The following is a 24,879-nucleotide window of genomic DNA, read 5'->3' as shown; positions in this document are numbered from 1 at the left end:
AGAAATACTCTTACAAGGGTGTTACACTGCCTTTTTATCATAAACCGCATGATAAACAAGTGCATTCGATTTGCTCTTATCTTTGCAATAGCGCTCTTATTGGTGTTTATTGTACGCAGATGGATGTTCACCCTCTATCTTGTTTCGGTTGAAAAGGGTTCTAAAAGCACCCAAAATACCGAGCTTGTGATGGTGAATAAGCTGCCTCTTGGCACCATTCAGCGTGGAGATAAGGTGTTGATGCACTGCAAAAACAGATATATAGGGCAGATAGTGGCCCTTCCTGGCGACACTATTACCATCGAAAAGCAGCTCTTTGTGGTGCCAGTTCGCCCACAATGTCCATGCAGTTGCTGTGTAAATGGTGGTTATCTCGTGGTGAAATGTAATGGAAAAATGCATGTTGTGTGTCGCCACGACATTGAAGGAAGGGTGAAACACCTATTATTTCTTAACTTATGAGCAAAGCAATATTATCGTCAACATACTTCGGTCCGATTCAATGGTATCAGAAATTAGTTCGCCATTCCGATTGTTTTATAGAGCAACACGAAAGCTTTGTGAAGCAAACTTACCGCAATAGATGTGTCATTGCCTCTGCCAATGGACCCTTATCACTCACCATTCCTGTTGAAAGGGGAGTGCAACCGCAAAGCAATGGCAAAACACTTATGAAAGACATGCGCATTAGTGACCATGCAAACTGGCGTCATGTGCATTGGAATGCCTTAGTTTCGGCTTATAACGACAGTCCTTTCTTTGAGTATTATGCCGACGATTTGCGCCTATTTTTTGAGAAAAAGTATCGTTTTCTCTTTGATTTTAACTGGGAGATCACCACAAAAATGTGCGAACTTCTACAAATTTCGCCCAACATTCAGCCCACAACAAGCTTTATAGAGCCATGCGATGAAAACGACTTTAGAGAGCTTATTCGACCCAAAAACGCCCCTGTTGATCCCGATTTTACATCAAAACCCTATTATCAAGTGTATCAACAGCGACACGGTTTCTTAGAGAATATGAGTATAATCGACCTCCTTTGCAACGAAGGAAACGAGTCAATACTCTACCTTATATAGCAAAACACACATTAATTTATTAAAATTTATCGTTATGGAAAATACATATGAAGAATCAGAACAATCGCTCTTAGGCATCATTTTATCTGCTTTTCTCCTCATTTTAGGCCTTGTTCTCGACGCAACCCACGTTTCTTGGTTTGCAAACACATACGTTCGTTATCTTTGGTACATTGTAGCTTTCATTCCAGTAGGCAAAGATGTGCTTCAAATGGCATTGCATTCGCTGTGGCATCGTGAGTGGATGGGCGAGCAAGTGCTGATGTCTGTGGCTGCAATAGGAGCCTTTGCCATTGGCGAATTGCCTGAAGCTGTGGCCGTGATGCTGCTCTATTGCATTGGAGAAGCATTGCAAGACAAAGCAGTTGACAAGGCAAGAGACCACATTAAGGCAATGCTTACACTGCAAACGCATGCTGTGAGGGTGTTGAAGAACGACGAATGGGTGAGCGAAAAGCCCGAGAATGTAGAGATAGGAGATGTTGTTGAGGTGCTACCAGGAGAGCAATTGGCACTCGATGGTTGTTTGATTACCAAAGAAGCAACATTGAATATGGCTGCTATAACAGGTGAGTCGGTTCCCGTTTTGGTGCAAAGTGGAAAAGAAGTATTTGCAGGTTCGATTGCCACCAACGCCAAGTTACAAGTAAAGGTCACTCGAAAAGCCGATCAATCTGCCATTGCTCGTATTATGAATATGGTGGAAGAGGCTGCCGAACGCAAGGCTCCTACCGATGTGTTTATACGTCGTTTTGCCAATAAATACACCCCAATAGTACTCATTTTGGCTCTCCTCACAGTGCTATTGCCCTTTGTTTATTCGCTCATCTCACCCCAATTCAACTACGAATTCAGTACATGGCTCCATCGTGCGTTCATCTTTTTGGTGATATCTTGCCCCTGCGCACTGGTTATCAGCGTGCCTTTAACCTATTTTGCAGGTATCGGTTCGGCTGCAAAGCGAGGTATATTGTTTAAGGGAAGTAATTTTATTGATGCCCTATCAGAGGTCGATACGGTGGTATTTGATAAGACAGGAACGCTCACAACAGGCTCTTTTAAAGTGAAAGAGTGGAGTTTCGACAATCCCAATCATCTAAAAACTGTGGCTATCATCGAGCAAAATAGCACCCATCCACTGGCAAAAGCTGTGGCAAATGGGGTAGAAACAGGCGATTATAAGGTAGAGGTTGATACCTTAAAAGAGCTTGCTGGCTATGGAATCGAAGCCCTTATTGCAGGCGAAAAGTGGCTCGTTGGAACCACAAAGCTACTCGAAAAGCACGCAATAGCTGTTCCCTCGCATCTCACTTCCTTAGCTTCTACGCTGGTTGTGTGCGCTTATAACAACGAATATGTGGGTCATATCGTGTTAGAAGATGAGTTAAAAGACGACACCGAGCATCTTGTTGAGGCCTTAAATGCCGTTGGAGTGCATAAAACGGTGGTGCTATCGGGCGACAAACAGGCTCTTGTGGAAAACATTGCGCAGAGCATTGGCATTGAAGAAGCGCACGGAAACCTTCTTCCAGAGGGCAAGGTTGCTCACTTAGAACAACTTAAAACCGACGCTAATGCTGTGGCTTTTGTGGGCGATGGCATTAACGATGCACCCGTATTAGCCGTTAGTGACGTGGGAGTTGCTATGGGAGCTATGGGTAGCGACGTTGCTATTGAAACGGCAGATGTGGTTCTTCAAACCGATAAACCAATGCTTTTAGTCACTGCCATTGCGCTAACCAAACGCATAAAGAGCGTTGTTTGGCAAAATGTGTACCTTTCTATTGGTATAAAAGTGGTGGTGATGCTACTCGGCATACTTGGAATTGCCAATATTTGGATGGCTGTTTTTGCCGATACGGGCGTTACTTTGTTAGCGGTTTTGAATGCAAGTAAACTGATTTGGCAAAAGAAATAAAAGAAGAGGGCAGTGTTTTTGCCCTCTTTTTGTTGTATAAAGGGGGCGAATGTCTTACCTTTTAAGAAGCGAGTTTAGATTCTTTTAAATCTATATCTTGTGTTTTTCTCTATCGTCTGCGCCGTTGTTGCAGGGGATTATCTCTCTTTCAATATCTTGATAGGATAGTTATTCTCCATCAATACGGCTCCTTTGTGCTCACTTTTGTGTATGGGGAGTTGGTAAGCATCACCTCTAAATAAAAGCTTTCTCACTTCTCTTGAAAATCCCTCTCAATCCTTCTCGTTTCTAATTCCATTGCTTTTAGTGTGTAAACTCAATGCAATTGGTCTGCAATCTCACTGCTTTTGCATACCAATTCCATTCCTTTTGTACGCCAATGTCTACACCCCTTAATTATAAAGGACTTGTGGGTGGTTTTCAATAGCTAATGTAGCTGACTGAAATTGCAGGGTAAAATGCTAAGAATAGAGGATAAATTGAAGGTGGAGTGATGTGAAAGTAGGCTTATTTTTATTTCCTTTTGCTACACAACTCTATGCTAAGAACATCACAAGAATTTGCGCAATGATGACTCGAACGAACATTCCTAAGGGATAAACAGTGGCATAACTCACCGCAGGAGCATCGCCTTCGATGGTGTCTGTGGCGTAAGTTAGAGCCATTGGGTTAGCCATTGCACCGCAAGTGATACCGCATACCGAGCCAAAGTCGAACTTCTTGAGTTTTAAAGCAATTGCACCTACGATCAAGATAGGCACCATTGTTAATATAGCTCCAAGCAAAAGCCAAAGCAATCCCTCTGGTCTCATCACCGTTTCGAAGAACTCTCCGCCCGCATCTAAGCCCAAACAAGCCAGATATAGCGATAAACCCATTTGTCGAAGCATTAGAGATGCGCTTCGAGTGGTGTAAGAAATGATGTGAAGACGAGAGCAAAGGGTTCCCATTATGATGCCCATTACGATTGGACCGCCTGCTATTCCAAGTCGAACAGGGGCGCTCATACCAGGTAAGTAGATAGGAATGGTTCCCAAAGCGAGTCCCAATATGATTCCAAGGAAGATGGCTCCGAGGTTGGGTTCGTTAAGAGTTTGCACCGCATTACCCACAAATCGCTCTACACGATTAAGCGCTTCGTGTTCTCCAACGATAGTAAGTCGGTCGCCATATTGCAGTCTTAGCTTCGGAGTTGCAAGTAGTTTGATGTCTCCACGTATTACTCTACTAACGTTAACGTCGTATATATTGCGTAAATGAAGACTGCCTAACTTCTTTCCATTCAATGCTCCTCGGGTCAAAACAACGACCTTTGACTCCAATTTTGTATCGATATGGTCCCAATCTATCTTCTCTTTATTCCAATCAGTATTGATCTTTTTGCCGAAAAGAGCAGTAAGAATATCAACGTCTTTGTCTGTTGTTGCCACCAAAACATTGTCTCCTAGCTTCAATTCAACATGCGAACTGGGCACAATGGGGTGTCCATCACGCCATATTCTCGATACAATAAACTTGTTAGGGGTCATTTGTCCAATCTCAATAAGCTTTTTATTGTCTATCTGTTGATTGGTAACTTCGAACTGAGCGATATAAGTATGGTCTTCATCTGCAAGCGAATGGCTTTTGAGATGATGAGGCTTTACGAACCATTTACGAAGGAGAATGAGTCCAAAGATAACGCCAATAACACCGAAAGGATAGGTTACAGCGCAGCTAAGAGCCATGCTTTTACTAGGAAAACCTAAGTGGTCGAGGGCTTGTTGGGCTGCTCCTAGGGCAGGAGTGTTGGTTACTGCACCGCTAAGAATACCCGTCATAGTGCCGATGTGTATTCCTGTTAGCTTCCAAAGCAACACTGTTAGCGCCGTACCAGCAATGATTATGGCAAGACTCCACAAGTTAAGTGACACGCCTTCGTGCCGTAATGAACCCAAAAAGTTAGGTCCTACGTATAAACCGAGTGTGTAAACGAAAAGTACTAAGCCAAAGGTTTCGGCGTAGTTAAGCATCTCTTGATTGATAGAGAGGTTGAAGTTGCCCGCAACAATGCCTGTAAAAAACACAAAGGCAACGCCTAATGATATGCCTCTTATACGTATTTTGCCGAGTATTATGCCCACGCAACAAACCAAAGAGAGCACAACTATTGTTTGAAGTGCAGAGTGTATGGTAAATAAACCATTAAGCCATTCCATTCTATTAGTTATGTATGATTCTGTGCAAAGGTAGCTTAAAGAGGATGAATGACGAAATAAAAAGTGTGATAATATCTAAAAATAGAGTGCAGATATGCTGTTTATAGAGCCAAGTTGTTAAGCAAGTATTGTTAATATCCGTTTATATTTTTGCCTATTGTCGTTCTTTTTGATGGTTGAAAACTTCTTGTTTTGAGTTGAAAAATGCTTCTTTTAAATCCCTTAAACCTTTATTTTGTATTATGATTAGAGCCAAATTGAACGAAAAGAAATGGCAAAGTAACGCTAAATAGTGAAAATATATGATTGTAATTTAAATAATATGTAAACTATAAAATAATGTAAATAAAAATTGTTTCGTATGCTTATTATACCTATCTTTGTAACAATTGATATCGAAAGGACATAAAAAGGCAGTAGAAAATAAGCTAGAGACATCATGAAACACACAGACTCTTACACCAAAAAGAGAGCTATGTGCCTTTTGTTTTAAATAGAATTTGTATACAAAAAAATATTAGTAGAATGCCGAAAGTGGAGCTTTCACCTTTTAAAGAGAGCAAAACTAAGGCGTAAAACACCAATTAAAGAAATGCTTTTGCAAAACTTTTAGTTTTGAGAAAGCCTGTAGAAAGAATAGAACAAAGCATATAATAATGCAAGAAAACCTTTACGTAGACACCGGAAAACGCAATTGTTTATCTTAGCTATTATTGTATTTGTGAGTGAAACAGCTTGCTGTAGCGTCACATCGAATATGTTTTTGTTTCGAAAACAGATTACTCTCATATCGTTGTTTCGCAGTTTTTAGACGCCAACAAGGCGGATCTTAGCTGGTAAAAGACGTTAGGAAAGAAGGCTAAAGCTTCTACTTTAATGAAAAAAAGACATAAGGAAGAAAGATTGTTAAAGGCTCGTAACACACTGTTTTAGCTGGTTTTAGGTTGTGAAAGCTATGCTATCACCAACCAGAACCTATTGAAACGTATTAAAAAAGAAAATTGCTTGAGTTGCAAAACGATAGCAATACTGTGACAAACAGTTTAATTGAAAAACAAAAAAGCAGGTAACCAATCCTGCAACACTTAATAACTCGAGATCTCGATGGCATCGAACTGAAGAGCAATTGCTATCAATGTTGCAAAACAAAGAGGCTTGTTCGCAGGACAACTCGCAAGAGATGAACCCTTAGGTTCGGTGTTCTGAAGGCATTTAACATATCATGTTAAACACCGAAAGCGGCATTTTCCACCTTGGAACTTGTCGCTTTCATCCTTTGAGGGTATGCCAACTGCCTTACCACTTCATTCTTCTTTCGTGGCAATGCTTTTTCTCTTAGGATGTAAACCATTTGTTTCTTTCTTTTGATTGAAGCTTAACCCATCTTCAACCACTTTTTAATTCGCTTAGAAAGTGCGTTTTTGATAGTCGAAAAATTACCTCTTTGCAAGTTCAACCACAATTCTTCTAAGCTGTATTTCACCTTAATTGCAGGGTTGTTCCATGCGTTCATGCGATAAATTCGGTCTTTATATGCAGTGTGCTCAATGATGTATTGGGGGTGATTGTCGAAGCTTTTGGGCTCGAATCGTTGCATGGTGAACATCTTTCTAATGCCCTTTGGCAAGGTGTTAGTTGAGCCTGTGAAGTGCGTTGAGTCGCTTGTTACACCGATGTTGTTCACCAAATTGAAGGTAGGCATAATGGCTAAGCCGTTGTTGAGCAACATAGATGCCCAGAAAATAGTTTCGTAGTGCGCCTTACCTGTTTGCTTATGGCGGTGGCACATGGATAAGAAATCGTTGCGAACATTGCGCTCTTTTACTAAATTGGTGAGCAAAGTAAGAGTCTCTTTGTTGTCTAAAAAGGTGTAATGTTCGTCCCATTGGTCGATAACTCGACGCCAAGAAGCCCAGCCCCAGATAGAGAATACAGACGTAAAGAAATAGTCTTGCGATATATCTTCGGTCTTTTCTTCAGCATTAAAGCCTGCAATCATCCACACTCGAGGGTCGTTCTCATACTTATCGAGCATGCTTTTACAAAAATGAAAGAATGCCAATGAGGGCACATCATCGTCTTCTATCACTATGCATTTGTCTACAAACGAGAACGCCCAACGCTGTGCAATGAACTCAGAAGGGTCGCAACCATAGTTCTTTTCTTGATAAAGTTGGTGCACTTCGCACTCCCAATCAATCTCACTCGCAATGCTTCTGCATGCTTCAATGCCCTCAATGTCGCCCGAATGGCGTGCTCCGTCTTGATAAAGGAACAGCTTTGAGGGCTTGGCTTTCTGCACTTGTGCAAACACTTCTTTAAACTTTTCGGGGCGATTAAAGAAGATGAGTAATACGGCTACGTCGATTTGTGAGCTTTCTTTCATTTCACTTTGAATCTGATTGTTCTATGCAAAGATAGGAATGTTTGCCTAATTATGAAAGGTTTTTCAGTCTCTTTTTGTCCCATCTCTATTGAAATGAAACCGAAGTCGAATTCCCCTGCCAATCAACAATATAGAAACATCGAAATAAAATCAATGTTTTTAGCACGCAATCTCAATGCTATTAAGGTGCAAAAGCAATGCTTTTACCATGCAAAAACATAGCTTTTATTTTGTAGTTTTATGGCACTCTTTTTGTAGATAGATAAAAGTAAAGGCACAAAAAAACAAAAATAGTGATGTTAATAGATGGTGGAACAAATAAAAAGATTAACTTTGCATAGAACTATATGGTGCTATGAAAATAATCAATGCACCGCCTTTTGCGTGCCAAAGTGCACAACGGATATGGCAAAGCCATTGAGGTTGATTTGCAAAGAGTTAGTAAACGAAACAAGAAAACAAATAAATAAAATACGATTTATAAACAATTATGGATAAACTTAGCTATGCTTTAGGCCTTGGAATAGGTCGACAATTGGCTCAAATGGGTGCCGAACAACTTAGTATTGATGATTTTGCACAAGCAATTAAAGATGTTGTGGCAGGTGGACAACTTAAACTAGACGAGGCTGAAGCACAAGTTATCGTTCAGGAATTCTTCCAAAAACAAGAAGAAAAGCAACGTGCTGCAGCTGCAGAAATGGGTAAAAAAGCTAAAGAAGAAGGCGAGAAATACCTTGCAGAAAACGCAAAGAAAGAAGGAGTTGTTACTCTTCCAAGTGGCTTGCAATATCTTGTTATCAAAGAAGGAAACGGCAAACGCCCTAAAGCTACCGACAAAGTGAAGTGCCATTACGAAGGAATGCTTGTTGATGGAACACTCTTTGACAGCTCAGTTCAACGTGGTGAACCTGCTACTTTCCCACTAAATCAAGTGATTGCAGGCTGGACTGAAGGTCTACAATTGATGACAGAAGGTTCTAAATACCGCTTCTTCATTCCTTATACTCTTGGTTATGGAGAGAGAGGTGCAGGCGCTTCTATTCCTCCTTTCGCTGCATTGGTGTTCGATGTAGAGCTTATCGAGGTTCAATAATCGCCCCACTGCTATAAAAGAGCATTTTACAAAGAAAATAAAAGCAATAAACTATAAAAAACAAATAGATCAAAATGAAAAAAATTACATTAGCTGCAGCAGCTGTATTTACAGCCATTGCATTCTCAGCATGTGGTAATTCAACTCCTAAAGCTGACCTTAAAACTGACGTAGACACATTGAGTTACGCTATGGGTGTTGCTCAAACAGGTGACTTTAAGAACGTTCTTTCTGAAAGAATGGGTGTAGATACCACTTATATCAACGAGTTTATTAAGGGTGTTAGCGATGGTGCTAACTCTGGAGACGATAAGAAAAAGGCTGCATATTATGCAGGTTTGCAAGTAGGACAGAACCTTGGTGGACGCTATGTTAAAGACATTAGCAGCCAATTGTTCGGTGGTGATAGCACAAAGACTATCTCTTTGAAGAACTTTATCGCAGGTTTCATCAACGGAGCAACAGGTAAAAACGAAATAATGGACGCTCAACGTGCTGGTGAAGTGGCTGAACGTTTGTTCAAAAAGATCCAAGGCGAAAGCAATGAAAAGCAATTCTCTGCTAACAAAAAGGCTGGTGAAGCTTTCCTTGCAGCTAACAAAAAGAAACCAGGTGTTGTGACTCTTCCTAACGGTTTGCAATATAAAGTGATCAAAGAAGGTAAAGGTGAGCTTCCAACTGATACATCAATGGTTAAGGTTAACTATGAAGGACGCACTATAGATGGTAAGGTTTTTGAAAGCAGTTACGAAAGAAAACAACCAGCAGAGTTCCGTCTTAACCAAGTAATTAAGGGTTGGACAGAAGCTATTAAGCGTATGCCTGTAGGTAGTGTATGGGAAGTTTACATCCCACAAGACTTGGCTTACGGTGGCCAAAACTCTGGTCCTATCCAACCATTCTCTGCTCTTATCTTCAAAATTGAATTGTTAGGAGTTAACGGAAAATAATCAATCATTCAATAAAAGCAATGAAAGGGACGGATACTTTTACATCCGTCCCTCTTTTAAATTATAGAAAGTCGTATAAAAGAGGTGAGCAGTTGCTATTCAAGCTCAATTCTCTTTTATTCTTTATATTTAATATCTTCATTAAAATGAAAAAGACAATTTTAGCTGTTTGTGTACTTCTTGCAGGCTTTGCAACAACAATAAGCGCAGGCAACACTAACAAAACAAATAAAAAGAACAAGACTACTGCAAACGTAGTGAAACTCACTTCTCGTGCCGACTCATTGAGTTATGCGTCTGGTTTGTTCTCAACTGGTCGCCTTATGGAGTATCTTAAGGGCCAATATGGCTTAACTGAAAACGATTTAGCAGCTTTTGTGCAAGGCTTTAAAGATGCTCGTGCAAAGCAAGGCGATAAGGCTTTCAGTGCATATAACGCAGGAGTGGCAGTGTTTAGCACCGTTCAAAACCAAGTAGTTCCCACTACTCGCAACGCATTTAAAGACTCATCAGATAGCCTTTCACTTGATCCTTTCTACCAAGGATTCGTTGCTGGGGTTCTAAAAGATAGTACATTGTTCACCTTCGACAATGCAGAAAAGTACTTTAGTGACTTTTATAAGGCTAATGAAGAGCGCAAAGTGGCTGCCGTTAAGGCCGAAAACGAGAAATGGTTGAAAGACAATGCAACCAAAGAAGGCGTGAAAACAACTGCAAGTGGTTTGCAATACAAAGTGATTACAGAAGGACATGGTGCTATTCCAAAGGCAAACGACATGGTAACAGTGAAGTATGTTGGTCGCACTATCGATGGAACAGAGTTCGATAACTCATACAAGCGCAATCCACAAGAAACCACATTTGGAGCAAGTCAGGTAATTGCTGGTTGGACAGAAGCCCTTACTATGATGCCAGTAGGAAGTAAATGGCAATTGTATATCCCTGCAGAATTGGCTTATAAAGGTAGCTCTCCAACTCCAGCTATTAAGCCTTTCTCTACTCTTATCTTTGATGTTGAATTGGTAAGAATCGAAGATAGCGGTGAAAAGAAAGCGGTTGAGCCAGCTAAAGTGCAACCAAAGAAAAAGAAATAAGAATGGGTTAGCGTTTAACCCCTATAAAAGTCACGACTCACAGTCATTGTAAGTGTTTTGCAAGACACATTGAACTACATGCTTAGTTGCGGCTTTTAAGATAATAAAAGAAAACCTCTACTTACATCAAAGGGTGTAAATAGAGGTTTTTTTGTGTTCCTAATTATTGCTTATTTCTTAATCTTATCGATCAAATCTTTAGGGAACTTGGGCATAGCTCCATGCTGAGTGCAAACAAAGGCACTTGCTTCTACAGCTAATTGGTGCGCCTCTGGAATAGCGATTCCATTGAGAATGGCAGCCGCAAAGGTTCCTGTAAACGAGTCACCAGCGCCTACTGTGTCGGCAACCTCAACCTTAGGAGTCTCTCTAAACGATAAAAGATTGGGCGCAAAGACGTAAGATCCGTTGACACCACATGTGAGAACGAGCATGTCTAAGTTATATTTTCCGAGCAATAACCAGCACTTATTCTCTATATCTAAGCCGGGATAGCCAAATAATCTACCAATCGTCACCAGCTCTTCGTCGTTGATTTTTAAGATATTAGCTTGCTTTAAAGAATTGCATATAATATCTTTTGTGTAGAAGTTTTGACGTAGATTGATGTCAAATATCTTCAAACACGACTCAGGAGTGGCCTCAATAAACTTCTGAATGGTTTGTCTACTCACGCTACTACGTTGAGCAAGCGATCCAAAGCACACGCAACTGCAATTCTTTGCCACTTCTTCTAGCTCAGGAGTAAAAGGAATATTGTCCCAAGCAACGCCTTCTTTGATATCGTATGTGGGTATACCTGCATCGTCAAGTTCCACTTGTACGCTGCCAGTAGGATAGTCTACAAGGGGCATAAGATAGTTAATTCCCTTGCTTTTCAATTCCTCAAGCGTTTCAGTTCCTAAGGAATCTTCTCCAAGAGCACTAACTGCAAGGGTGTTAAGTCCAAACTGTCCGGTGTGATAAGCAAAGTTTGCAGGGGCTCCGCCCAGCTTTTTTCCATCAGGAAGGCAATCCCATAGGGCCTCACCTAAGCCAACAATTACATTCTTCATATTTAGATTTGTATTATTTATTCGATTCTTTTGTTTCCGTATTCTTGCGCCCTTCAAACCCCATAGCAGTGCATAAAGCGTATAGAATGATTGAGGTGGAGAGCAAGAACAATTATTTTAAGGCGTGAATTTTAACCTTACAGCCCTTTGCAACCACGTTGGTATAAGGCGAAGTAGGGAACACAATGTTCGTCATAGCCATCTTTCCGTCTACGTCGAACACCTCAACACTACTCTTATCTACAAAGATTTGCAAGCCACTAATTGCGCCATAGGTGGGCGAAGTGGTAACAGCTTTAAACTCAGAGCTAAACTCTGACACTCCACTTTGGTTCCTATCCATGCTGAAAGTGCCCTTCTTGGCATCGTAAACCATCACAACCTCTTCGTTTTGGTTGTTCTTTAAGGTGATACTTGCGTTGCCTTTGATGTTGGTTACTTCGATATAAGAGGCGGGTTGCAGTTTAGTTGAAGTTTTATTGCTAAATACTGCGAATACTTCGGGCGAGGGTTTTACACTGATATAGCTTTCGCCTTGATAGCTAAAGAGTCCGAGTTCACGAGGAAGACCATTGGCAGAGCGAAACTGAAGCGTTGGAACATGGTTGCCATATTGCCAATTACTCATCCAAGGAATAGCTACAATTCTGCCATTAGGGGCGTTATTGAAAGTGACAGTGGCATATTGATCCTTTCCATAGTCGAGCCATTTGGTTACAGTTGGAGCCGATTCGCAAGTGAATTTGTGTCCATCAAAGTGCCCAACAAAATACTGTGTTGCGCTACCTCCATAGGGTCCGCCAGGGTTAATGTTACAAAGAAGTACCCATTTGTTGCCCATTTTGATTAGATCGGGGCATTCCCACACTCCATCATGATTGCCATAGCCTTCTCCGAAGTGGCTTTCAAAGGTCCAATCCTTTAGATTTTTAGACGAATAGATGCTCATTTGCTGTCCAGCAGCAAGAATTAAGTTCCACAATTGGGTGTCTTCGTTCCAAAAAACTTTAGGATCTCTAAAGTCGGGAACATTACTTGTTACAATGGGGTTGCCTGCATATTTAGTGAAAGTTTTGCCGTTGTCGAGGCTATAAGCAATGCTTTGAGTTTGTGAAGTACCTGCCGATGTGTAAAAAGCAATTACTGCATTCTTGCCAAAGCCAGCTACATTGTCTTTATCTACAACGCAACAGCCGCTATAAATTACGCCAAGTGCATCGGGTTGAATGGGAATTCCCTCGTAAGTCCAATGAATTAGGTCACGAGAAGTGCTGTGTCCCCAGTTCATATTTTCCCATTGAGATCCAAATGGATTATATTGAAAGTACAAATGCCACACTCCATCTTTATAAAAAATGCCGTTAGGGTCGTTCATCCAGCCATAAGGTGGAGTGTGATGGTATAGTGGTCGGTACTTTTCACGATTGGAAGTGTCGAAAGAGTTGGTTTCTTTCAATTCCTTCCAACAAGTGAAATGATGGATAGACCCCGTATTTTTCTTTTCTCCAGTGAATTGAATATCGAGCAAAACATCGCCTCCAAACTCGCTAACATCAAGTGGAACATAATAATCAACCTTGTTCACTGCAAGCTTACAGTTGAATTCTTTCACCACATTATTATCCTTAATGACACGGATATGCGCCAAATTTTCGCTCTCTTCCACAGGAAGTAAAACATACTTATTGGTGGTTTGAATGCGCTTCATTGCTTGAGTGTCGCTTAAAAAGGTTTGAGCATTAGCAAGAGTAGCACTTGAAAGCATGCAGAGTGCTAATGTTTTTAGTCGGTTATCCATACTGATTCTATTTTAAGTTTATTGCTTTGATATTGGCAAAGATAGTTATTTATTACAAACATTATTTATATAAACCATTTTTTATTTATTTTTTTTTGTTGAAAAAGCATTGCTATTGCTTTCTAATTGCATTGCTTTTGTGGTGTAAAAGCATAGCTATTAGGGCGTAAACTCAATGCTTTTAAATAGTGAGGCGGTGACGGCTGTTGTATACGGGTTATTGGGTTGGGAAAGAATAAAAATGCTATAAGTGTTTTACACCTTATATTATATATAGAAGTGGGATAAAAAAACTTGCCCACAAAAAGTGCAATTAGGTTTTGATGTTGCGTTAAGATTCATTGAAAAGGATCGCGATAAATTCAATATAGTTTTTATAATGTAGAGAAGAAGTTAGAAAGAATAGGAGAACAGAAATGCTTTATTGTGAATGTTTTATTGAGAATAATTTATAGAACATAACAAGAAATAAACTATTAGAAAGGTCTTCCACTTATAATATGGTTGTGGGTAGCATTCTTTTTTAGTTCCTTTCGTTTGTATATCTAAAAGCAAATGATTACATTTGCATCACTATCACATTTAAATAACACTGCTTTTACCGCCTAAACTCAATGCTTTTAGAGTGTAATCTCAATGCTTTTGGCATGCAAAAACAGTGCTTTTTAAACCTAAACAAAATATTTTGATGACACCAAAAATCACACACATCGCAACACTTCTTACGCCATGGCTCGGAGCTTTGGTTCCTTCTTCATTGGCATTGGCTCAAAACAAGGCCGATAAAGCACCACAACAAAAATACAATGTGGTGATGATTATGACCGACGACCACACTGCTCAAATGATGAGTTGTTATGACAAGCGTTATGTTAACACCCCTAATCTCGACCGAATTGCCGACAATGGTGTTAAATTCACCAATAGTTTCGTGGCCAATTCGCTATCAGGTCCAAGTAGAGCGTGTATGTTAACAGGTAAACATAGTCACAAAAATGGCTTCTTAAGCAACGAGATGAGCGTGTTTGATGGCACCCAACAGACCTTTCCTAAGCTGCTTCAAAAGGCAGGTTATCAAACAGCTATCGTCGGAAAGTGGCATCTTGAGACCCTTCCAACGGGCTTTGACTATTGGACTATATTCCCTGGACAAGGTAATTACTATAATCCTGACTTCATAACTATGAACAACGACACTGTTCGATATAAGGGATATGTAACCAATATCGTTACAGATCTCGGCTTAAACTGGCTTGAACAGCGTGATAAAGATAAGCCTTTCGTGCTTTTAATGCAACACAAAGCATGCCATAGAAACTGGCTTCCTGAGATGAAATACTTGAATGAGTATGAAGATAAGACCTTCGATATGCCCGATAACTTCGACGATAACTACGAGGGAAGAAAGGCTGCGTCGGCTCAAGAGATGCAAGTTGGCAAGCATATGGATATTATCTACGACACAAAGATGTATCTTCCAGGTCAAAAGTCACGTCTTTCAGATGGCTATGTGGGTATGCTTAGCAGAATGAGCGATGAAGAAAAGGCAGAATACTTCAAGTTATATTCTCCTCTTTCTATCGACTTCTACAGCAAAGAGCATAAAGATACAGTGGAATTGTATAAATATAAGTTCCAACGTTATATGAGAGACTATGCTAAAGTGCTTAAAACTTTCGACGATAACGTAGGTAGAGTGCTCGATTATTTAAAGCAAACAGGTCTCGATAAGAACACTATTGTGATCTATGCGTCCGACCAAGGCTTCTATATGGGAGAGCATGGATGGTTCGATAAGCGCTTTATGTACGAAGAAAGTATGCGTACTCCATTGGTAATGTCTTTGCCAAAAGAATTCAACAAACGTGGAGATGTAACCGAAATGGTGCAAAACATCGACTATGCTCCAACCATTTTGCAGTTAGCAGGCGTGAATGTGCCAAGCGATATACAAGGAGTTTCGTTGCTTCCACTATTAAAAGGACAAAAACAAAAGCACTGGAGAGATGCTCTTTACTATCATTTCCACGAATATCCCGCTGAACATGCAGTGAAAAGACATTATGGAATTAGAACAAAACGCTATAAGTTGATTCATTTCTATAACGACATCGACACTTGGGAACTATACGATTTAGAGAAAGACCCAAAAGAAATGCACAACGCTTACAACGATGCGAACATGCAACAAGTGGTGAAGAAGCTTAAAAAAGAGCTTTGGAAGCTACAAGAACAATACGATGATCCCATTCGTTTTAAGTACCCTTTGAACTAAAAAGAAATGTTGGTTGATGGCGATTACAGCAGATGTTTTTTGCAATATCTGCTCGCCTTCATCATCAGGGCAAAGCTCTTAGGCAAGAACGAACGAGAAACAACGGGCTTATACGCCTGCTTTATCTCGTTATTGAAATACAAAATGAATTTAAAGTCAATAAAATTATGACACACGAAGAACGTGCAAACGACTGGTTTGCTAACATACCCCACGGCAAAGACATCGACTTGCAAACTCGAATGGCCATTTGCGACCGAATAGGAAAGAAGCTTTTAGGAGTGTTCTTTGGTATTGTTGCAATCGAAATTTTTATACTTTATCTCATAGGAGGAGCAGAATTGCTCGAATCTATTGTTGATACTGTGAATGGACTTGGCGATAATATTCATTCAAGAGCCAGTAGAAAGGCCACCACTCTCATATTTGCTGTGATGAGTTTGCCCTTCCTTTTCCTTCCATTCTTTGCCGTATTCAAGTTCAGAAAGAAGTGGCTTATTGCCGAAGCAGAGAAGTTTCACAAGCAAAACCCAAAGTAATAGGGTAAACGCTCCTATTATTTAAGATTGAAAATAACGATTGAACGCTTTCGAAATCCATTGTTGATGGGTGTCGAAGGCGTTTTATTGTTATCTCCACCAACAACCTTTTGGGTGCCAAGTGATGCGTAACGTGTGCTGAATAAATCTATAAAATCTGTCCTTTAGCCTTTCGTTTATATTGAAAAGACTTGTTATTAGACGACTAAAGAAGTGGAACTGATATAAAACAAAAAAGCAAAAACGCTATCAAATCATTGATAATGCCTTTGCTTTTTAGTGATTCCGAAGGGGTTCGAACCCTTGACCCACAGCTTAGAAGGCTGTTGCTCTAATCCAACTGAGCTACGGAACCGCTGCAAAAGTACTAAAATAAAGGGATATAAGGGGCATAGTTTGGGGAAAGATATACGTTTGTTATAATTTTTTAACGAGATATTGTTCCATAATTACCCACTTCCTTGCTTTCATCTGCATTTCTTCTACTTGTTAGAACGAAAAACATTGTAAAATAAAAGCATTGTTATTGGGGTGCAAAAGCATTGAGATTACCTACTAAAAGCACTGCAATTAGATCCTAATTGCAGTGCTTTTGTTTCTATATAGTGCAACACTTGGTTCGCACTATGCCTCACTCTTGTCGATAAGAGCTAAAATTCCTTGTACCAAAGTGGCAGGAGTGTGTTGTATATATTCAGTGAGTTGCTCTCTGTTAGGCTTCAGTTTGCCATTAACCAAACGACTAATAACAGGATTAAAGTTACCATATAAGCCCAACATTCCAGCAATAAGCGTGCGCTTTACCTTTGCATTGGCCAAGAGAAGAGCTAATACTTGTGCCGTTTGACTATCCTTTCTGTTCAAATTCAACACGTCGTGTACAATGTAAATATCGGTTTGTTCTAATCCTTTCAACACCTTATTTACACTCTCTTTAATGGCTTCTACCTCGTTACTTGCCCTCTGTGCCACCTCGTTTTCAAGTTGGAAAGCCTGCTTAGGCACTGCTTTCTCCTTGTTATTGTGAATGACATACTGCCTAATGGTGACATAGTTTTCCATCGAATTGCTCAATTTTTTCAACTCTTCGAGCTGTTCTATCACCTTAGTAATGCGCTTTATGTTCACAAGAACCTGCTCTCTATCGGTGTTTTTGAGCGTTAATTCAATCTCTTTCAGCTCCTTTTCGATTGCTGAAACAATGTTGCTTTGTGGCGAAAGGTCGTTCAATCGCACAAAAAGACCATCTAAATAGTCTACAAGGGCAGGCAAACTCTCTGCTCCCATCAGCCATTCATAGTGCTCACTCAACTGCTTAAAGTAACCGAGAGTGGTGCTCAAAGGCTCTCTAATCAATGCTTTTTCGGTGAGGGTGATATCGTTTTGCACCTCAGTGGTAATGCCGTTGATAGGCGCAACACGTGCCATTGTGCCTTTATAGAGTGCCAATGTTTCGATAATAGCCATGGTTTGTTGAATCCAAGGCTGATTCTTTTGCACCTGATCTTTAATCGTTTCGAGGTTATCCGATGCCAAAGCGTTTTGCGATTCGAGTGTGAGTGTGTTGCGTTCGCAAGCGTTGATGGTGGCTATTTGGTTGATTTGACTTTGCAGTTTCTTAGGTAACAACATCGCAGTGTTGCGGTTTAATTGCATAATGCGTTGCGAAACGGCTGTTAATTGCTTGTTGGCTTTGCGTGCCGACAATGTTATTGCATCGAGATCGTTGCGCAATTGCTCAATATTTCCTCTGTCGCTTCGTTCTAATAGGTCGAACATCGCCTCTAAATCTTTTAGACGTTGCAACAGAATTTCTTTCGATTCGAGGTTTAACTCGGCGCTGTTTTGTCCTCTATTCTTCATGATAATCACCGCAGAAATGAGTGTTAGCAGGGCAAAGGCTGCGATAATGAGGAGAATTCGCATATTGGGTACGCTGCTATCAAAATACAACCACTTTGCATTGTCGCCCGTTTCGGCATCGAGCAACAACACACCTATGGCACTTCCCAACTGCAATTGCTGTTTAGAAACATTGCAGGCAGCGGCCTCGAACTGAATATCTGGATACAAAACATGGTGCACTTTCAAACTATTTCCTTTGCGGGTTAAAGGCAAAATGCCATTGTTCAGCACTGCATAGAATAGCGTGTCGTTCACATACAACAGCTTTTTAATTCCCTTAATGTGCTTTTGTTCATTGCTGTTTTGCATAAACACCAATCTATTGGTGGCTCCAATAAATCGTGGATTGTGCTCATCTGTAACAATAAAGTCACGCAATGCGCCCGTAGAGTCGTTGCTACTGATGGGTACAAACTTGTTATTTGTGCCATAAAACAGGCCATTATTGAGCGTAGCAATATACAAATGTGCATTGTTATCCTTTGAAAGAAAGGCGATAACATATTTGTTTTGGAAGTTATTAAGAGGCTCAATAGTTCCTTTGGGATCGATAATAAAGGCGCTATCTTGCACTCCTAAGTAGAGTTTTGTTTGCTTATCGTCGCTAAAAAGATATGAGGTGGTGATCTTTGCACAGCTTTGATAGAGGGTAGAAGGGCGTACAAAGAGTTGGTTTTTGATGTAACTTGAGCTTAAAGAGATGGTCTTTACCGAGTTGTTAGCAGTGGTATAGAACAGCTGTTTGTGGTTAGAATGAAGCTGAAGAACCGTCTCTGAGGCAGGAAGTGTGTATATTTTCTTAGCCGATAGCTCATTGTTTTTTCTGCAATACACCTCGTTTTGGGCATTGATAAAATAGCTGTTGTTTTCGTCGGAACATGCAGTTGTTATGGCTCCGTTATCATTAAACACGCTAAGATGATGCGGAATGCGCCACAAAGCGTTCTCCGTTACCAGCGTCATAAAGCCGTTTTTCGCCCCAATGGTTAAGATATTACTGCACAAAGTGGGCACTTTTCGACGCAAAGGGATGGTGATAAAGTTGTCAAGATCTTTGCTAATGGCAATGGTTTTGTTGCCTATTAAATAGTGGGTGTTGTCGATTTGTGTGTAAACAGCAGGACTAAAATCGAGCGAAACACTCTTAAATACCTGTCCTTTGATGCCTTCTTTGACGAGAGAATGATTGAGAAGGGTGTATAAAGTGTCGTTCTTAATGTGAATATATTTCACGTCTTGCTGTGCATGAAGTGCCGAAACGTGATTGGTTGGCAGGTCTATTACCAACAAACCGCTTTGCGATGCGGCTACAACAGTGTTGTTGTTATATTGCGCAAGCTTGCGAATAACCTTAGGACCCATGCAACTTGGGTCGGTTTTAGTGGGGTATAAGCGTTGAAGGGCATTGCTTTCGCTGTTAAAAGGCAGGCAGAACAAGCCGTTACTCGTTGCTACTAACAACTTGTTTTGCGTAGAAATGATGTCGTAAACTGAGTAGTTTACACCTTTAAAGGGGATAGGATAACTACTGATATAATGTAGTTTGCCTTGCAATAACTGCCATTTTTGGAGTCCTTTGTTGCGAATTCCAATCCAACAAAGCGTGTCGTTATTGGGCAAGGGCTGTACAACCACTTTGTAAATGCGGTCGTCTGAAATATCAAAATGTTGCTTTGTGTGAGCCGATATGCGCCAAACATCACCCTCAGCACTACCTATCCAGCTCATAGAATCATTCTCTTGAGAGATAGAAACAAGCTGTTCGTCGAACGATTGCTCAATTTCTCCGAGCTGAAGGTTATGGTTTTGTTCGTTACAAGCAATGAAAATTATCGTTAAGAAGAACGATAGAACGACCTTTATTGCACGTCTTTTCAGTTTCGTTGCACCACTTATTTGTTCAACGAAACGTGCTATTGAAGTATAAAGGTTCACGGGTTTCATTCTTGTTACAATGTAGTTGTTTTACTATGGATTCCTTATTTGCTTCGAAAAGCAATTAAAGTACGAGTTGTTTAGCAAACTCCCACACCACAATTCCAGCGGTTACGCTTACGTTTAGCGAGTGTTTGGTGCCCAATTGCGGTATTTCTAAACAGCTATCACTGGCATTTACCACGGCTTGTTCAACGCCTTTCACCTCGTTTCCCAATACAACTGCATAGCGTTTAGAGGCGTCTAAGCTTATTTTAGCCATGTTTTCCGATCCTTCCACCTGCTCAATTGAATACACAAAATAGCCTTGTTGCTTTAGTTCTTCAACCGCATTGAGGGTCGATTCATAGTATTTCCAGCTCACACTGTCCTCTGCTCCGAGTGCAGTTTTATGTATTTCGGCACTGGGTGGGGTAGCCGTTATGCCACATAAGTAAACAGCTTCGATTCGAAAAGCATCACAACTGCGAAACACCGAGCCTACATTATGGAGCGAACGAACATTGTCGAGCACCACAACGAGGGGTAGTTTGCGAGCTGCTTTGAACTCTTCTACCGTTAAACGGTTCATTTCTAATACGTTTAACTTGCGCATTTTATTCTGTAATCTTATGTAAAGTGTTTAGCTTTGAGCATATACTAAGGCATAAGCCTTAATGCGTTTAACCATCGAAAGGAGTCCGTTTGAACGGGTAGGAGATAGGTGTTCTTTCAAACCAATAGCGTCAATAAAGTATAAGTCGCTATCTAATATCTCTTGAGGAGTGTGATTATCGAGTACTCTAATAAGCAAAGCGATGATGCCTTTCACAATTAAAGCGTCGCTATCTGCAGTGAAATGCAATTGTGTTCCGTCGAAATCGCATTGCACCCACACTCTACTTTGACAGCCTTCGATGAGGTTTTCTTCTGTTTTATATTGGTTATCGAGTGGTGAAAGTTCGTTACCTAAGTCGATAAGCATTTGATATTTATCCATCCAATCAGCGAAATCGTTGAACTCTTCGATTACTTCGTCTTGTATTTGATTGATAGTCATACCTTTGAATATTATGCCTCAGAAAGCCTTTTGAGGTGCTTTCTGAGGAGGGTTGTTTGTGAATTATTTTCTAATTATTTTCTTTTTGTGTCGCCCTTCGCAAGTCCTTTGTTTATAAGGCTTTTGCTCTTGGGTTAGAAAAGCATTGACTTTGCAATGTAAAAGCACTGCTTTTAGGGTGTAAGTGCATTGCTTTTGGGGTGCAAACTCATAGCTTTTGCCAGACAATGTGTTATTTGGGGGCTACAGTAACGAGCTTAAACACTTTGTCGTTAGGGCGCACTTTGTCGGTAACGGGGATTGAAACGTTCCAACCTTTCTCTACCTTTTCAACTGGATTGAGGTCGTATCGAATTTCATTTGCATCGAGATACATCACTCCAGTGGTAGGTCCTGTGATCAAAATGCGTTCTCCTTTCTCTATTTCAGAAGCGGTAACAGCAATCTCTGCCACGCCTATTTTAGAGAAATATTTTACTACTTTGCCCACAAGTACTTTCTTTTCGGTGGCTGCACTACCATAGTTTTTGTTCCATTCGCCCAGCTTTTGGCCTTGATAATAGCCGTCCCAGAAGCCACGATTGAACACTTTTGATAGCTCTTCGTCCCACTTATCCTTCTTTTCTTCAGTGAAAGTGCCGTTTAATACGCTCTCAATGGCTTCTTTATAGCATGTAACTACCTTGTAAACATACTCTGGTCCACGTGCACGACCTTCGATTTTGAATACTCTTACACCTGCATCCATCATCTTATCGATGAACCTTAAGGTCTTAAGGTCTTTGGGACTCATGATGTATTGGTTATCTACTTCGAGCTCAGTGCCTGTTTCTTTGTCGGTAACAATATACGAACGACGGCACACTTGACGGCAATCTCCACGATTAGCCGAATGTGCTTCGTTGTCGATACTTAAATAACACTTGCCCGATACCGCCATACATAGTGCGCCATGGCAGAACATTTCAATGCGAACAAGCTCGCCATTAGGGCCACGAACATCGTCTTCTATAATGCGACGGTGTATCTCTGACACTTGTTCCATATTGAGTTCACGAGCCAATACCACTACATCGGCATATTGAGCATAGAACTTTAACGAATCGATATTGGTGATGTTGAGCTGTGTAGACAAGTGAACCTCAACACCAATGCTACGACAATACATAATAACTGCAACGTCGGCGGCAATAACTGCACTTACTTTTGCTTCTTTTGCAGCGTCTACTATGCGGTGCATTGTTTCGATATCACCTCCGTAAATAATAGTGTTCACGGTCAAATAGCTCTTTATTCCGTGTTCAGAACATATCGAAGCTATTTCGTGAAGATCGTCTATTGTGAAGTGATTGGCTGAATGTGAGCGCATATTTAGCTGTCCAATACCAAAGTAAATGGAGTTCGCTCCAGCCTGAATTGCTGCCATTAAGCTCTCTCTTGAGCCCACTGGCGCCATTATTTCATACTTATTTATATCCTGTTCTTTAATCATGATGTTGCAAAGTTACGTAAAACTCTTCAGTAATTGATATTTTATTACATTATTATATATAAGAAACAATGAATTATTTGTACTTTTGTGACCGTTTGAATGCTTTGTATTCGGGACTTAAAATGAAAACATCATCATTTGTTAGGATGTGACTTTAAAATGTAAAGAAATATGATTAAAAATATAATTTTCGACTTCGATGGAACGATTGGCGATTCTACTGCCTTAATTGTGCAATGCTTTCAAGATACACTTTCAGAGCTTAACTTGCGTGTTTGCACTGCTCAAGAGTGCCGAGAAACCATTGGCTTGCCCCTAAGAGCTGCCTTTGTGCAACTTGCAGGCGTTGATAAAGACATGCAAGAGCAATGTGTTGCGACCTATGAAAAGGTGTTTAGGCGTAACAATAAGCCTGGTTGTGTGCCACCTTTCGAGCATGTTATTGATACAATTCACGAGTTGGCACGTCGTGAAATACAAATGACTATCGCCACAAGTCGCCGCTCTTGGTCGGCAAAGGCTTTGCTCGAGGAAATGGAACTCATCGACTTTATGCCCTATATCCTAGGTGCAGACGAGGTTTCGAACCACAAACCGCATCCCGAACCCGTTCTAAAAACGTTAGAGGAACAGCACTTTAAGCCCGAAGAAACAATTGTTGTGGGCGACACTTGGTTTGATATTGAAATGGGAAAAAGGGCTGGTGTGCGCACTGTTGGCGTTACTTTTGGAAACGGAACGAAAGAAAGTTTAGAGCAAGCAGGCGCAACTTGGATTATAGACGACTTTGCTTTGTTGCTCGATATCATTGATAAAGAAGCATAACAAAAGAAGAACAGGCTCCTAAAGGGTCTGTTCTTCTTTTCTATGTGTCTGTTAAATCTCCTCTGTTTTATAGCCTATTAAGGTGTATAAAGCAACTGTCTCTATGTTTTTCACATTTGTTTTCTCATGCTAATAGCATGCTGTGTTTGTGGTATTTCTAACAATATTCTTCGCCTTTCTTCACTTGTACTTCTGTAACATACTTGCGAATGAGAGCCGAAGAGTCTTCTTTTTTGCATATAAGGAGCACATTGTCTTGTTCAGCAACAATGTAATCGTCGAGTCCATTGATAACTGCAAGCTTGCCTTGGGGCAGCTTTACAACGCAATTAGAGCAGTCTTCCATTAGCACATCGCTATCAATTATCACGTTATCTGTGCCGTCGTTGCTCTTTTCTTCATATATACTGTGCCATGTTCCCATATCAGCCCATCCGTAATCACACTTTAATAAATAGGTGTGCGACGCCCTTTCTAAAAGCGTTCTGTCGATAGGTATGTTGGGATATTCATAATAATTGGTTTCAAGAAAAGCCTTTTCTTCTTCTAATGTGGCGTTAGGATTCTGCTCATCTAAGGTCTTTAGCACCGTAGGAAGCAGCTTATAAGTGTTCTTTAGCAATTGTTTTGCCCTTGCAAAGAACATACCTGTGTTCCAATAAAACTCGCCACTGTCTACAAATAGCTGTGCAAATTCACGATTAGGTTTCTCTGTAAACGACTTAACGGTATAGATATCGTGGTCTACATTGTCGCCTCTTTGAATGTAACCATAGCCTGGTTCGGGTCGAGTTGGACGCACTCCCATAGCCACAATAGCCTCCTTTTTCTTCTCAATAAATGACAAAGCTTCGTGCACATTGGCTCTAAATGCGTCTTCATTGCGTATGTCTTGGTCGGAAGGAGTTACCAAAATAGTAGCTTTTTTGTCTAATTTTGTGATGCGATAAGCCGCCCATGCCACAGCAGGAGCAGTGTCTTTGCGAATGGGTTCGTCTAATATTTGATCGTCAGAGATATGAGGTAATTGTTCTTTTACAATTGAAACATATTCTCGGTAAGTGCTGATTATAATGCGATTTGCAGGTACTAAGCGAGCAAGTCGGTCGTATGTTTGTTGCAATTGCGTTCTTCCCACACCAAAGAAATCTATAAATTGCTTTGGATATTCATTCCTACTCGAAGGCCATAAGCGTTTTCCTTTGCCCCCAGCAAGTATCAAACAATATAAATGATCAATCAGTTCCATAGTAATACAAGGTTTTATTAGTGAGCAACTGCCTGTTTTTTCT

Annotated in this window: 18 protein-coding genes and 1 tRNA gene; 9 read left to right on the top strand and 10 right to left on the bottom strand. The window is 40.6% G+C overall.

Annotated features, from left to right (window positions below; translation table 11 throughout):
• Positions 1-48 precede the first annotated feature (48 nt).
• From A3GM_RS0104220 to A3GM_RS0104210, 3 genes are read left to right on the top strand one after another with little or no spacing between them, the layout of a single operon-like run.
• Positions 49-462 carry a S26 family signal peptidase gene (locus A3GM_RS0104220; RefSeq protein WP_018362144.1) on the top strand — a complete coding sequence of 138 codons (414 nt, stop codon included), beginning with the start codon at positions 49-51 and terminating at the stop codon, positions 460-462.
• Complete coding sequence (locus A3GM_RS0104215; RefSeq protein WP_018362143.1) at positions 459-1,082, top strand: WbqC family protein; 624 nt, start codon at positions 459-461, stop codon at positions 1,080-1,082. Before A3GM_RS0104220 ends, A3GM_RS0104215 begins: the two co-directional genes overlap by 4 nt.
• A 34-nt stretch (positions 1,083-1,116) precedes the next feature.
• Positions 1,117-3,000: a heavy metal translocating P-type ATPase gene (locus tag A3GM_RS0104210; protein ID WP_018362142.1), complete on the top strand. Its 1,884-nt coding sequence runs from the start codon at positions 1,117-1,119 to the stop codon at positions 2,998-3,000.
• Between the two features lie 536 nt (positions 3,001-3,536).
• Here A3GM_RS0104210 and A3GM_RS0104205 read toward each other — a convergent pair.
• Both A3GM_RS0104205 and A3GM_RS0104195 read right to left on the bottom strand, forming a co-directional pair.
• On the bottom strand, positions 3,537-5,198 hold the full coding sequence (locus A3GM_RS0104205; protein WP_018362141.1) for a putative transporter: 1,662 nt from the start codon (positions 5,196-5,198) through the stop codon (positions 3,537-3,539).
• 1,375 nt (positions 5,199-6,573) lie between these two features.
• Entirely contained in the window at positions 6,574-7,584 is a 1,011-nt protein-coding gene (locus A3GM_RS0104195) for a hypothetical protein (RefSeq protein WP_018362139.1), read from the bottom strand.
• Between the two features lie 490 nt (positions 7,585-8,074).
• On the opposite strand from A3GM_RS0104195, the gene A3GM_RS0104185 reads away from it, so the two are divergent.
• The 3 genes from A3GM_RS0104185 (at position 8,075) to A3GM_RS0104175 (ending at position 10,724) form a co-directional block, all read left to right on the top strand.
• Positions 8,075-8,680 (top strand): BamJ family beta-barrel-assembly machinery protein, encoded by a 606-nt coding sequence (locus A3GM_RS0104185; protein ID WP_009228094.1) that lies wholly within the window; start codon positions 8,075-8,077, stop codon positions 8,678-8,680.
• Between the two features lie 74 nt (positions 8,681-8,754).
• On the top strand, positions 8,755-9,630 hold the full coding sequence (locus A3GM_RS0104180; RefSeq protein WP_018362136.1) for a BamJ family beta-barrel-assembly machinery protein: 876 nt from the start codon (positions 8,755-8,757) through the stop codon (positions 9,628-9,630).
• Between the two features lie 146 nt (positions 9,631-9,776).
• Positions 9,777-10,724 (top strand): BamJ family beta-barrel-assembly machinery protein, encoded by a 948-nt coding sequence (locus A3GM_RS0104175; protein ID WP_025829849.1) that lies wholly within the window; start codon positions 9,777-9,779, stop codon positions 10,722-10,724.
• A gap of 170 nt (positions 10,725-10,894) precedes the next feature.
• On the opposite strand, the gene A3GM_RS0104170 is transcribed toward A3GM_RS0104175, so the two are convergent.
• Complete coding sequence (locus A3GM_RS0104170; protein ID WP_018362134.1) at positions 10,895-11,779, bottom strand: carbohydrate kinase family protein; 885 nt, start codon at positions 11,777-11,779, stop codon at positions 10,895-10,897.
• A 112-nt stretch (positions 11,780-11,891) separates the two neighbouring features.
• Positions 11,892-13,577, bottom strand: coding sequence for a glycoside hydrolase family 32 protein (locus tag A3GM_RS0104165; RefSeq protein WP_026216118.1), 1,686 nt, complete (start codon positions 13,575-13,577; stop codon positions 11,892-11,894).
• A 688-nt stretch (positions 13,578-14,265) separates the two neighbouring features.
• On the opposite strand from A3GM_RS0104165, the gene A3GM_RS0104160 reads away from it, so the two are divergent.
• A complete protein-coding gene (locus tag A3GM_RS0104160; RefSeq protein WP_018362132.1) occupies positions 14,266-15,852 on the top strand; it encodes a sulfatase family protein in 1,587 nt (528 codons plus the stop codon).
• 167 nt (positions 15,853-16,019) lie between these two features.
• A complete protein-coding gene (locus tag A3GM_RS0104155; protein ID WP_154648086.1) occupies positions 16,020-16,391 on the top strand; it encodes a hypothetical protein in 372 nt (123 codons plus the stop codon).
• A 280-nt stretch (positions 16,392-16,671) separates the two neighbouring features.
• On the opposite strand, the gene A3GM_RS0104150 is transcribed toward A3GM_RS0104155, so the two are convergent.
• The 5 genes from A3GM_RS0104150 to A3GM_RS0104130 form a co-directional block, all read right to left on the bottom strand.
• Positions 16,672-16,746 (bottom strand) — tRNA-Arg (locus tag A3GM_RS0104150).
• Between the two features lie 269 nt (positions 16,747-17,015).
• Positions 17,016-20,240 (bottom strand): ligand-binding sensor domain-containing protein, encoded by a 3,225-nt coding sequence (locus A3GM_RS0104145; RefSeq protein ID WP_018362130.1) that lies wholly within the window; start codon positions 20,238-20,240, stop codon positions 17,016-17,018.
• Positions 20,241-20,295: 55 nt separating this feature from the next.
• Positions 20,296-20,826, bottom strand: a complete 531-nt coding sequence (locus tag A3GM_RS0104140) for an RNA methyltransferase (RefSeq protein WP_018362129.1) — start codon at positions 20,824-20,826, stop codon at positions 20,296-20,298.
• Positions 20,827-20,853: 27 nt separating this feature from the next.
• A complete protein-coding gene (locus A3GM_RS0104135) occupies positions 20,854-21,270 on the bottom strand; it encodes a SufE family protein (RefSeq protein WP_009227930.1) in 417 nt (138 codons plus the stop codon).
• Between the two features lie 232 nt (positions 21,271-21,502).
• On the bottom strand, positions 21,503-22,762 hold the full coding sequence (locus A3GM_RS0104130) for a peptidase U32 family protein (RefSeq protein WP_044124382.1): 1,260 nt from the start codon (positions 22,760-22,762) through the stop codon (positions 21,503-21,505).
• A gap of 171 nt (positions 22,763-22,933) precedes the next feature.
• On the opposite strand from A3GM_RS0104130, the gene A3GM_RS0104125 reads away from it, so the two are divergent.
• Entirely contained in the window at positions 22,934-23,587 is a 654-nt protein-coding gene (locus tag A3GM_RS0104125; RefSeq protein ID WP_018362127.1) for an HAD family hydrolase, read from the top strand.
• 157 nt (positions 23,588-23,744) lie between these two features.
• Here A3GM_RS0104125 and A3GM_RS0104120 read toward each other — a convergent pair whose 3' ends face one another.
• Positions 23,745-24,836, bottom strand: coding sequence for a mannose-1-phosphate guanylyltransferase (locus tag A3GM_RS0104120; protein ID WP_018362126.1), 1,092 nt, complete (start codon positions 24,834-24,836; stop codon positions 23,745-23,747).
• Between the last annotated feature and the right edge of the window lie 43 nt (positions 24,837-24,879).

It is taken from the genome of Hoylesella nanceiensis DSM 19126 = JCM 15639, assembly GCF_000379965.1.
In the GTDB taxonomy this organism is placed as follows: Bacteria; Bacteroidota; Bacteroidia; order Bacteroidales; family Bacteroidaceae; genus Prevotella; species Prevotella nanceiensis.
The sequence above is the reverse complement of the archived record's forward strand: the minus strand, read 5'-3'. Positions and strand labels throughout refer to the sequence as shown.

Bases quoted from the DNA above. Each gene is read 5' to 3' on its own strand.
- A3GM_RS0104220 (WP_018362144.1), top strand. From the start codon at position 49: ATGATAAACAAGTGCATTCGATTTGCTCTTATCTTTGCAATAGCGCTC.
- A3GM_RS0104215 (WP_018362143.1), top strand. From the start codon at position 459: ATGAGCAAAGCAATATTATCGTCAACATACTTCGGTCCGATTCAATGG.
- A3GM_RS0104210 (WP_018362142.1), top strand. From the start codon at position 1,117: ATGGAAAATACATATGAAGAATCAGAACAATCGCTCTTAGGCATCATT.
- A3GM_RS0104205 (WP_018362141.1), bottom strand. From the start codon at position 5,198: ATGGAATGGCTTAATGGTTTATTTACCATACACTCTGCACTTCAAACA.
- A3GM_RS0104195 (WP_018362139.1), bottom strand. From the start codon at position 7,584: ATGAAAGAAAGCTCACAAATCGACGTAGCCGTATTACTCATCTTCTTT.
- A3GM_RS0104185 (WP_009228094.1), top strand. From the start codon at position 8,075: ATGGATAAACTTAGCTATGCTTTAGGCCTTGGAATAGGTCGACAATTG.
- A3GM_RS0104180 (WP_018362136.1), top strand. From the start codon at position 8,755: ATGAAAAAAATTACATTAGCTGCAGCAGCTGTATTTACAGCCATTGCA.
- A3GM_RS0104175 (WP_025829849.1), top strand. From the start codon at position 9,777: ATGAAAAAGACAATTTTAGCTGTTTGTGTACTTCTTGCAGGCTTTGCA.
- A3GM_RS0104170 (WP_018362134.1), bottom strand. From the start codon at position 11,779: ATGAAGAATGTAATTGTTGGCTTAGGTGAGGCCCTATGGGATTGCCTT.
- A3GM_RS0104165 (WP_026216118.1), bottom strand. From the start codon at position 13,577: ATGGATAACCGACTAAAAACATTAGCACTCTGCATGCTTTCAAGTGCT.
- A3GM_RS0104160 (WP_018362132.1), top strand. From the start codon at position 14,266: ATGACACCAAAAATCACACACATCGCAACACTTCTTACGCCATGGCTC.
- A3GM_RS0104155 (WP_154648086.1), top strand. From the start codon at position 16,020: ATGACACACGAAGAACGTGCAAACGACTGGTTTGCTAACATACCCCAC.
- A3GM_RS0104145 (WP_018362130.1), bottom strand. From the start codon at position 20,240: ATGAAACCCGTGAACCTTTATACTTCAATAGCACGTTTCGTTGAACAA.
- A3GM_RS0104140 (WP_018362129.1), bottom strand. From the start codon at position 20,826: ATGCGCAAGTTAAACGTATTAGAAATGAACCGTTTAACGGTAGAAGAG.
- A3GM_RS0104135 (WP_009227930.1), bottom strand. From the start codon at position 21,270: ATGACTATCAATCAAATACAAGACGAAGTAATCGAAGAGTTCAACGAT.
- A3GM_RS0104130 (WP_044124382.1), bottom strand. From the start codon at position 22,762: ATGATTAAAGAACAGGATATAAATAAGTATGAAATAATGGCGCCAGTG.
- A3GM_RS0104125 (WP_018362127.1), top strand. From the start codon at position 22,934: ATGATTAAAAATATAATTTTCGACTTCGATGGAACGATTGGCGATTCT.
- A3GM_RS0104120 (WP_018362126.1), bottom strand. From the start codon at position 24,836: ATGGAACTGATTGATCATTTATATTGTTTGATACTTGCTGGGGGCAAA.